Below are 9,393 nucleotides of genomic sequence, written 5' to 3' on the forward strand. Positions count from 1 at the left end.
GTTTTGTGGACTTTCGATACTCTCTACTGCATTGAAATGTGCTTTGCCGGAATTAAAATATATAGCTTTTTCCCAATACTCTTTTTTACCAAACCCTAAAAAACCATTAGTGAAATATCTAATCGACACATCACCTTCCTGTCCTTGAATTAAATGCTTTCGTTAGTATTTGAGTTTGAACATTCTACTGTACCAATATCTATTCGAATGCCGTCTATTGACTCTACTGCAGCCAGCCATTCATCCAGGGCAATTCCCTCTTTTCTTTCTATATGTAATGAATACGCCATTCGTTCTCCTTGGACACATAACGCCTGCAATAAGGTGCCCCACGTTGAACCCGCAAAGCGCACCAAACTTCATACCATAACCGCCGAGTGTAACGGGTCACCTTGATTGTCTTGTTATGGCTACTGTGCGCAACTCGATCCAATATAACTCAATTGGCGTATGGTTTTACTTCGCCTAGAAGTCAGGCATCATTCGATTTCTTATTCTTCAGTGCTTCTTTAAACGTTAAAGGAGTAGCGTTTAAGTTATGTTTTTTCATTAATTGAGACATTCTTGACTGGTATACAGATATACACTGCTCATCATGAATTAAGTTTCGCTTCTCAATCTCATTTGATATATGCCATATCCATTCAGAATTATACTTAAACGTAAAATCTGCCAACTCATGACACAAACGCCAATCATCAAAATTTTGAGCTCTTTCCTCTGGCGTACCCATGATAACTGTGCATGAAGATAGAAGTAGTGCAGCAAAGGGGATAAGTATTCGCTTTTTATTAGCCATATCGTTTCCAGTTTATTGCGGAATTGTTATTTACTAAAACAGGTGGAGCCAACTCGAATCAACAATGCTAGCGCCTAACAGAGTTATAAGCCTGCAATATCATTCAAGCATCATACATCACCCAGTATACATAAAGTTGAGAAATCGCAACTTTTCTTTTTAATTTTAGATAGCTATACTCTTTGATGACAATGTTTGATGAAAAATTGAGCAATCAGACCTCATACAGCACTTCAAGCTATATCGAAATCATTGCGAGTACGGAGCTATAATAGTAGCCATAACGCCTGCGATAAGGTGCCCCATGCAAAACCTGCAAAGCACAGCTAACTTCATACAAAAACCGCCGAGTCAAACGGGTCACCTTGATTGCTTTGTTAGGCATTTCCACTTGAGACATTCCTACTTGGCCGGTGAACTCTAAGCGTATCCCGCCGCCAACCATGGGATAAAGCAACTACGAATCTTAACGTAACATAATTATTATCAACACCTTAAGCCAGTTACATTTGCATGGCAGTCTTATGAGGTGTTAATTGAGGCTGCATCACTAAGCTGACAGGTTAAGTTGCCGACAAGCCTTTCACTGCGGTGCAACGAGGGAACTAGGAACGCTTATTGCCATCGTCTGAGGCAGCAAAGAACTGAGCAACCTACATTTCCCCGAACTATACGAACAGCCCAACAATGAACGAATGGCCTAAGATTTCCCGTTCTTGAGCGATGCGGTTACGACCAGATCACAAAGCAGGCTTTTCCCATGCCTAACGCCTGCCATAAGGTGCGCCCCACCGAACTCACCAAGCCATCTGAACTTCAAACCAAAACTGCCGAGTGTAATGCGTCACACTTGATGGCCTTGTTAGGGCAAACTCAAGGAATACAAGTGCTTAACACGCACGCCACTGCTACAGAATGATAGACTCCAATACCAAGCAGTCTATCCTACCATCAATAATCGAACAGTTGGGAATCCATAACTTCATGAACTAATTAACAAAATCAGTAGCCAATGGACAACGAATTGCTCTTTACCAACCGGTTATAATCTGAATCTTCGGGCATAATAGCCAAGAACTAAACACTGATAATCTCAGCGCAACACTTTCTAAATTGCAGCAATCTCAATATTACTAGAGTTCACTTCGTTGGTGCTAGAGAACACGATCTTGGCATCATCATTAGCGTCAATTGAAAACTCAGCACCTTTATCGACAAAAAATACAATTGTTACACCATCAATATTCACGAGTATATCACCTGAAACATTCCCTATATTTTTAAACTTTTTCATAATTACTCCTTAATCTATGATTGAAAACCTCTTTGATAGCCTTAGCCAAAAATTACATATTCTCATTCGATGAAGTCTCAGAGATTGTTATCAGCGACAGCCCGAACTAAATCAAGTGTGCTGCGAACAAAACCAACCAATCTCACAGTCCGTTATACAGAAAAGCGTTCAGGTATATCGCCTGCAAGGAACGACTTGGTAGCTGCTAAGCTTGCCCCTCAGAACGAAAAGCGAACACCACGTTGCCTGTGCGACCCAGTGCCCTAACGCCTGCAATAAGGTGCCCCGCACTGAACTAACAAAGCACACCGAACTTTATACCAAAACCGCCGAGTGTAATGGGTCATCTTGATTGCCTTGTTATACATTTTTTAGGCTGTAATCGTTACCCTAGAAGCTGAGTTCCCTGAAATTTCCATACCAACACCCTGTTCCCACTCTGAGTAAAAGCGCCCAAATTCGGGGGCATCAGGTTTGTAGTTTGATGTGAGCGTTAATAATTCGACTGGTTTTATATCCAAGTTTCTTTGTTTAGCAGACAATTCAGCTTCAAAGACCATAAAATCGAACAATACTCTCTTTTCTTGTTTATAGAGCTCCCTTCTACTTAGAACTTCATTAATAACCTCTTGCACCCGTTGCTTGTTTTCACGAGTCATTTGAGCACCTAAAACGATACCGACTAGTTGATTTGGGTCATAATGAAATAATCTTTCGAGCTTGGTTAAACCAACTTTTTGTCCATACAAATAACCTGATAAAGGGGTAAAAGACAAACGGACTTCTTGCTCATATTCCCAAGAACGGTGTTTTTGAACATATTGACTAGATTGCTTGGTAACAAGTGCAATCCTCTCTTCCTCAGGAAGATCTAATTTAGTAACACCTGCTGGTAATCGGCAAAAAGCACATAGATGCTCAACATCATCTTGATACTCTACATCTTGAAAAGAGAAGGATTCAGGCAATCCCATTCCCATTGACGGCGCAATACCATTAGGCGTATCACGCCTAATGCCCGTTCTTTTGTACAAAGGATGCTGCTTGAGCTTTCCATCAATAGGCTGGAATATTAGACAAAATCCTTGGTGGTTCCCTGCGTAATGTGACCACATTAACGGATCATCTGGCACTTTAGAAAAGCATGTAAAGTAACTTTCTTCAGGCGCATATAGAGCAACAAGTTTTTTAAATTGCTCGGCAAATAACATGGAAACTGGAAGATTTTTTGTTTCTATACTTTCAAACACAATATTTGTTATATCAAGAGCTCCGACTTGTTCGTAGCTCATTGGGCAAAGATCCGATAACTTTTTAGCAATGGACGTAAAATCTGATTCAGTAAAGCCTGTGAATTTTGAACCTACTATTTTTATCAGATTTAACCAATAACTCGGATTTGCAGAAAACTCATAAAACGTTTTACTATCAAATGGATCATTACTTTCCTGACGAGTCGCAAAGTAAAGCTCCTGATATAATAGCTCTTTAATACTGAACTCCGAGAAAGAACGATACTTATAATACATCGTCATTGTGAAATTTGTCCTCAAATGTATAACGCCTGCAATAAGGTGCGCCCCACTGAACCAGCAAAACGCCTCCAAACTCATACCAAAACCGCCGAGTGTAAAGCGTCACCCTTGATTGCCTTGTTAGCCATATGTACTTACTTGGCGTGGGATAGACCTTGTATCGCTTCTAATACTTGAAGAGAATCGAATGGCTCTTTGAATGACTGGATACCTTCGAGTATCTGTTTCTCTGAAGCTAATAAGGAGTCATAAAATCTTTGATTAGATATGTCAGAACCAGTAAAAACTAATTGTCTTATTAGGTTTATTTGTTCTTCAATAACTTTATTTTCAACTCTTTTATTCAGCTCTTGCAATTGAAGCAATGTCTGTGAAAGCTCAAATAATTCAGGTTGAGTACAATCATCAAATGACTGTTTATACAAATGATACAACCCTTTTGAAATACTAACATCAAGTTTTTTTAACACGTCCTTCTCTTCATCCGGTAATCTATAATTCTTAACACGTGCCATACACTCAGTTTGCTTTTCTTCGAATTTAGCCACTTTAACCTGAAGTAATATTGAACCATATTTCATTTCTTCAGTTAAATCAGCATAAACAGAAAATGATAGTAAGTATAAAATAAGCAACAATGATTTATTTGGCATTAGGAGTGCACCCTAAGTAGATAGAACGCCAGAATTGATACTCTTTAGATTTTGATATATGCAAATGAGCTTGCCTATATGCTATTTCCTCTATTTGCTGTAAAGCTAATCGGTCTAACCCTTCAAAAGACAATAGGAAGTACTCCCAATTAACCTGTGTTAAATTCCAACCAATTTGATTCGCATCAGAAGCCCCAAGTTTAAATAGCATCTTATTTTCTAACCTTAAAGCACCAGTTCCCGACGCACCTTTAAGACCAACACCACCAAATATTGTTAAAAAATGACCAAGGAAAACTGCAATACGACCATACTTTTTTAGATCATGAATCTCTTGAATTTCAGCGATTCCATCTAAACTATCTTGATCAAATGATATATTTGATATCGCAGGACATTGTCTAGCCATAACCCTAAGTTCCTTATAATTGAAAAGGACTATAATGGCATTTAAAAACCATAGGAGGTTATGAATTAAGAGATATTGAGAGCGAATTAAAACTTAATCAATTAACAAATCAAACGATTTCATCCAGATACTGAAATCAATCCAATGGATGGCTAACGCCTGCAATAAGGTGTGCCCCACGGAACTAACAAAACGCACCGAACTCCAAACCAAAACCGCCGAGTGTAACGCATCACCTTGATTGCTTTGTTATGTGCGGAGCGTACAACCAGTTAGTATTTGCTATTTACAGCAAGAACAAATTGATCCACAGCAATACCTATTCTCCGTAAGATATTTTTAACCTTAACTGGAGATAATTCAAAATCTTTTTTATGATGACCAAGCGTATATATCTTGCTGTTCGCCATTTGAATTTTAACTTCACTTCCCTTGCCCTTTGAAAACTGGCAAGAAAAACTGTTCTCCATTAGTGACTTAAACTTTGAATACATTACACCTGATAATAATCTAGCATTATTACACCGCACGTTAGAAGGTTCATGAGAAATATAATCAATTACCAAGCAGTTAGTAAGCATATACAAAGAGCTAGGGTTAACTTCATTTTCAACATCATCAGATTTACTTGAAAAATCCAACTTCGTCTTTAGAAATATTTCAAGAAGGTATTCATGACAAATTGATAATATTTTATCTGCCTTAACGTTATAAAACAAGTAAGGGTTAAAACCTAACGAGGCTGTATATGTACACTGCTCAATCTTAATAAAATCATGACACTGATAATCATTAGAAACAGAGCTTTTAGGGTATATGGCAAACTGCGGCGTATTGGCTGCAATATCTAGCTCAACAATATACCCATCACACTCAACTCTGTGTTTACTAAAATCCCACCCCTTAAACAAGTACTCCCTAATGATATAGATGTCATCAATAATTCGTCGCCTTTCTTTATCTGACAGTAATGATTCTCCAGATGATAAAAACTCATTCAATGGTTTGCTATGAACTAGGACAGGTTTGATATCGAAAGAATCCAATATATCGCCGACATATATAGGTTCGCTATCACCATTAAAGTCAATAGACTTTATTGCAAAACATATAAAAAGGTCTCTACATATATTTCGAATATAAGGGTGTCTCTTGTACGCTTCACAATCTAATATTTTCAGGGCAATGTTAACAAAAAAGTCACTTACAGCCTTATTTATTCCGCTAGACCTCGTTTTTTTAACCGCAAACTTCTCTAGTTTGGGTAGAAACCTTGAAATTCTTTTTATTAACTCGTGATAACTATATTCATACTCAATCTCCCAACCAAGGCTGCCTATCGTTTTCACTCCCTTTTTTAATAAATTATTATGTACTTTCTCGGCATCTACAAATATGCATTCAAACTCGCTTGCTATATTTCCAAGATAGTTCCGCTGTGTATAGGTGAGCTTAAAGAATACATCAAATAATTTGACTCTATTATGTTGCTCTAAGTATGGAGATTCAATACCATATTGATTAAAAGCTGATTCACTTTTTTTTACTACTTTTTTTCGTTGCCCTTTAGTTATAACATCCATTTTTAACCTCTGATCATTAGCATATAACGCCTGCAATAAGGTGCCCCACGGCCAACTTACCAAGCGCATCGAACTTTAAACCAAAACTGCCGAGTGTAACGGGTCACCTTGATTGCTTTGTTAGGCATTTCCACATGTGAAATTCATACTTGGCCGCCGAACTCTCAACGTACTGCGGCGCCAACCGTGCGATACGGCACTCACTAATCCTCACTGGACATGATAACTATCAACACCTTAAACCCAACTACATTTGCATGACAGCCTGGTGAGGAGCTAATCGAGGCTGCATCACTGAACGGATGGGTTAAGTTGACGACAAGCCTTTCACAGCGATGTATCGAAGAAGCTAGGAATGTATATTGCCATCATCAGAGGCAACAAAGAACAGAACAACCTGCATTTCCCAGAACAATAAGGACAGCCCTACGATAAACGAATGGCCATAGAGTTCCCGTTCTTGGGCGGCGTGGTTACGACCAGATCCAAAAGCAGGCTTTTCCCATGCCTAACGCCTGCGATAAGGTGCCCCACACCGAACTAACAAGGCACACCTAACTTCATACCAAAACCGCCGAGTGTAACGGGTCACCTTGATTGCTTTGTTAGGCATTTCCACATGCGACCTTCCTACTTGGCCGCCGAACTATCAGCGTACTCCGGCGCCAACCGTGCGATACAGCACTCACTAATCCTCACGGGACATGATAACTATCAACACCTTAAAGCCAACTACATTTGCATTACAGCCTGGTGAGGTGCTAATCGAGGCTGCATCACTGAACGGATGGGTTAAGTAAACGACAAGCCTTTCACAGCGGTGTATCGAAGAAGCTAGGAATGTATATTGCCATCATCAAAGGCAACAAAGAACGGAACAACCTGCATTTCCCCGAACGTAAAGGACAGCCCTACGATGAACGAATGGCCAAAGATTTCTCGTTCTTGAGCGACATGGTTACGACCAGATCAATAAGCAGGCTTTTCCCATGCCTAACGCCTGCAATAAGGTGCCCCTCGCTGAACTAACAAAGTACACCATACTTCATACCAAAACCGCCGAGTGTAACGGGTCACCTTGATTGCCTTGTTATATTTTTGATGCTGCCATTAGTAAACAGTAATTTTCCAGACTAACAACACTTTCACCAACCCAATGCTTGATTTGGGATATTATTAATACCAAACCACTATTCTAGAGTTTATTTCTTCCACTTAGTTTCTAGCCATACGTCAGATAATGCTATTACATACTCATCAGCAAAATCGACAATACAATGCTCCCCAAGAAGGGCTTTATCTGAACAATAAAGTCTTTCAATGCCTCTGATTATTTCTTGTTTTATCTTTGTATGTGATAAACGCTTGCCTCTATGGAAAATCCTAATCGACATTTTTGCAAGTACACAAAGCCATCGATATGTTGTTTCTTTAGCACCCACAAAAACTTTAACCAAGAGACCGCATTGTCATCATTTAAACAACATAGTAGAGCGTTTATGTAGATGTGAAACTGATTATCTACTGTAAAACCAGTACTTCCCCTTGCAGGATGCAATTTTTTGAATGTACTTTCATAATTTAAACCTAAAAAGTAGCTTGTGGTATTTATAAGTGCAGTATCACTTACGTGTATTTAGAGAATAGAAACCAGCTTTTTCAAATTTTTTTATATCTAACGATTTAGGGTCTTTAGTTACGATATGAGTTAAATCATTACTATCCAAAAGATCCATAAGGTACTCATATTCCTTTTTTTGAGAGCCATTTTTCAAGCACGTTTTTGCATATCGAATTAGCCGCTCAATAGATATATTGTTATCGAGGTAATTTGCTTGTTCTGATGCAAAGAAAGAACCTAATGATTTACTAAAAATAATTCCAGACATAATAACCTCGTTATTAAAGTGATTAAATAAAAATTAACATTTATAATGTGCGTAAAAAAATATAACGCCTGGGATAAGGTGCGCCACGATGAACTCACCAAATCCACTAAACTCCAAACCAAAAATGCCGAGTCAAACAAGTCACCTTGATACCTTTGTTATGCAACTCCATCCATTAATGCGACCTTGCTTGGCCGAAAGTTCTTCCACGCATGATTAATCTGCGTCATACAGGCAACAAATTCATACTCTGATAATTCCTGTTCACTTTCAACGATTTGAGTCAGAGAAACCAGCATGACAACCTGATACGGACTGGCTTGGCTGCTGCACCAAGCCAATAGGCAAAGAAATGCGCCAACACTTTCACAGCAAAGTAACGTTGAAATTATGATGTTGAATTGCCAGATTTCAAGGCGGCAAATATAACAACAACCTGCTTATCTTCCGACTTACAGGCAGCCTTTCGATGAACGAATGGCCAAAGAGTTAGTGGAAATAAGCGATGCACTATCTACCATTGAAATTCTTGGCTCTAGGTGCATAACGCCTGCAATAAGGWGYSCCMCACWRAACCAACAAAGCACACCGAACTYYATACCAAAACCGCCGAGTGTAACGCATCACCTTGATTGCCTTGTTATGGCAAACTCAAGGAAATTTAGTCACTTACCAGATACGCAACTGCTACAGAAATATCTGCTCGAACGCCTGCCAGTTTACCCTACCGATAAAAACCGAACAGGAATTGATACATAACTTCATGAACCAACTTGCAAAATCAGTAGCCACTGGACAAAGAATTGCTCTTTACCAACTGATATAAACCGGAAGCTTAGGAAAAATAGAAGGATTATAACTCGATAAACCTTAGCCAAATTTGAGAGTTGGTTTTCGATGAAGTTACTGGCATTACTGACAGCCGACACAACAGAATAATCAAGCGTGCTGCGGACAGAGCCCGCCAATTTCACAGTTCGTTATACCGACAAGCGTTCAGTTATATCGCCTGAGAAGATCGGCTTGGTAGCCGCTAAGCTTGACCTAGAAAACTTGAAGCGAACACCACGTTGCCCGTGCTTTTAAGCCATAACGCCTGCAATAAGGAGCCCTGCGCTGAACTAACAAAGCACACTGAACTTCATACCAAAACCGCCGAGTGTAACGGGTCACCTTGATTGCTTTGTTATGGCAAACTCAAGGGGGTTGAATCACTTACCAGATACGCTAC

General features: G+C 39.3%; 9 protein-coding genes. All 9 read right to left on the minus strand.

Annotated features, from left to right (window positions below; genetic code table 11):
* Positions 1–149: 149 nt before the first annotated feature.
* Positions 150–290: a hypothetical protein gene (locus tag L4D19_RS29775; RefSeq protein ID WP_428455396.1), complete on the minus strand. Its 141-nt coding sequence runs from the start codon at positions 288–290 to the stop codon at positions 150–152.
* 182 nt (positions 291–472) lie between these two features.
* Positions 473–799 (minus strand): hypothetical protein, encoded by a 327-nt coding sequence (locus L4D19_RS29780; protein ID WP_428455397.1) that lies wholly within the window; start codon positions 797–799, stop codon positions 473–475.
* A gap of 1,108 nt (positions 800–1,907) precedes the next feature.
* Entirely contained in the window at positions 1,908–2,093 is a 186-nt protein-coding gene (locus L4D19_RS29785) for a hypothetical protein (protein ID WP_160658553.1), read from the minus strand.
* Positions 2,094–2,464: 371 nt separating this feature from the next.
* Positions 2,465–3,628, minus strand: coding sequence for a DUF2971 domain-containing protein (locus L4D19_RS29790; RefSeq protein ID WP_428455398.1), 1,164 nt, complete (start codon positions 3,626–3,628; stop codon positions 2,465–2,467).
* Between the two features lie 134 nt (positions 3,629–3,762).
* Positions 3,763–4,281 carry a hypothetical protein gene (locus L4D19_RS29795; protein ID WP_428455399.1) on the minus strand — a complete coding sequence of 173 codons (519 nt, stop codon included), beginning with the start codon at positions 4,279–4,281 and terminating at the stop codon, positions 3,763–3,765.
* The gene (locus L4D19_RS29800; protein WP_428455400.1) at positions 4,271–4,690 is read right to left on the minus strand and encodes a hypothetical protein; all 420 of its coding nucleotides are present in this window, start codon (positions 4,688–4,690) and stop codon (positions 4,271–4,273) included. The genes L4D19_RS29795 and L4D19_RS29800 overlap by 11 nt, the downstream gene beginning before the upstream one ends.
* 272 nt (positions 4,691–4,962) lie before the next feature.
* Positions 4,963–6,273, minus strand: coding sequence for a hypothetical protein (locus tag L4D19_RS29805; protein WP_428455401.1), 1,311 nt, complete (start codon positions 6,271–6,273; stop codon positions 4,963–4,965).
* A 1,202-nt stretch (positions 6,274–7,475) separates the two neighbouring features.
* Positions 7,476–7,730: a hypothetical protein gene (locus tag L4D19_RS29810; RefSeq protein WP_428455402.1), complete on the minus strand. Its 255-nt coding sequence runs from the start codon at positions 7,728–7,730 to the stop codon at positions 7,476–7,478.
* Between the two features lie 165 nt (positions 7,731–7,895).
* Positions 7,896–8,162, minus strand: a complete 267-nt coding sequence (locus L4D19_RS29815) for a hypothetical protein (RefSeq protein ID WP_428455403.1) — start codon at positions 8,160–8,162, stop codon at positions 7,896–7,898.
* Positions 8,163–9,393 lie beyond the last annotated feature (1,231 nt).

It is taken from the genome of Photobacterium kasasachensis, assembly GCF_050336885.1.
GTDB classification, from domain to species: Bacteria; Pseudomonadota; Gammaproteobacteria; order Enterobacterales; family Vibrionaceae; genus Photobacterium; species Photobacterium kasasachensis.

Excerpts from the sequence above, each read along its gene's own strand:
- L4D19_RS29775 (WP_428455396.1), bottom strand. The coding sequence starts at position 290 with ATGGCGTATTCATTACATATAGAAAGAAAAGAGGGAATTGCCCTGGAT.
- L4D19_RS29780 (WP_428455397.1), bottom strand. The coding sequence starts at position 799 with ATGGCTAATAAAAAGCGAATACTTATCCCCTTTGCTGCACTACTTCTA.
- L4D19_RS29785 (WP_160658553.1), bottom strand. The coding sequence starts at position 2,093 with ATGAAAAAGTTTAAAAATATAGGGAATGTTTCAGGTGATATACTCGTG.
- L4D19_RS29790 (WP_428455398.1), bottom strand. The coding sequence starts at position 3,628 with ATGACGATGTATTATAAGTATCGTTCTTTCTCGGAGTTCAGTATTAAA.
- L4D19_RS29795 (WP_428455399.1), bottom strand. The coding sequence starts at position 4,281 with ATGCCAAATAAATCATTGTTGCTTATTTTATACTTACTATCATTTTCT.
- L4D19_RS29800 (WP_428455400.1), bottom strand. The coding sequence starts at position 4,690 with ATGGCTAGACAATGTCCTGCGATATCAAATATATCATTTGATCAAGAT.
- L4D19_RS29805 (WP_428455401.1), bottom strand. The coding sequence starts at position 6,273 with ATGGATGTTATAACTAAAGGGCAACGAAAAAAAGTAGTAAAAAAAAGT.
- L4D19_RS29815 (WP_428455403.1), bottom strand. The coding sequence starts at position 8,162 with ATGTCTGGAATTATTTTTAGTAAATCATTAGGTTCTTTCTTTGCATCA.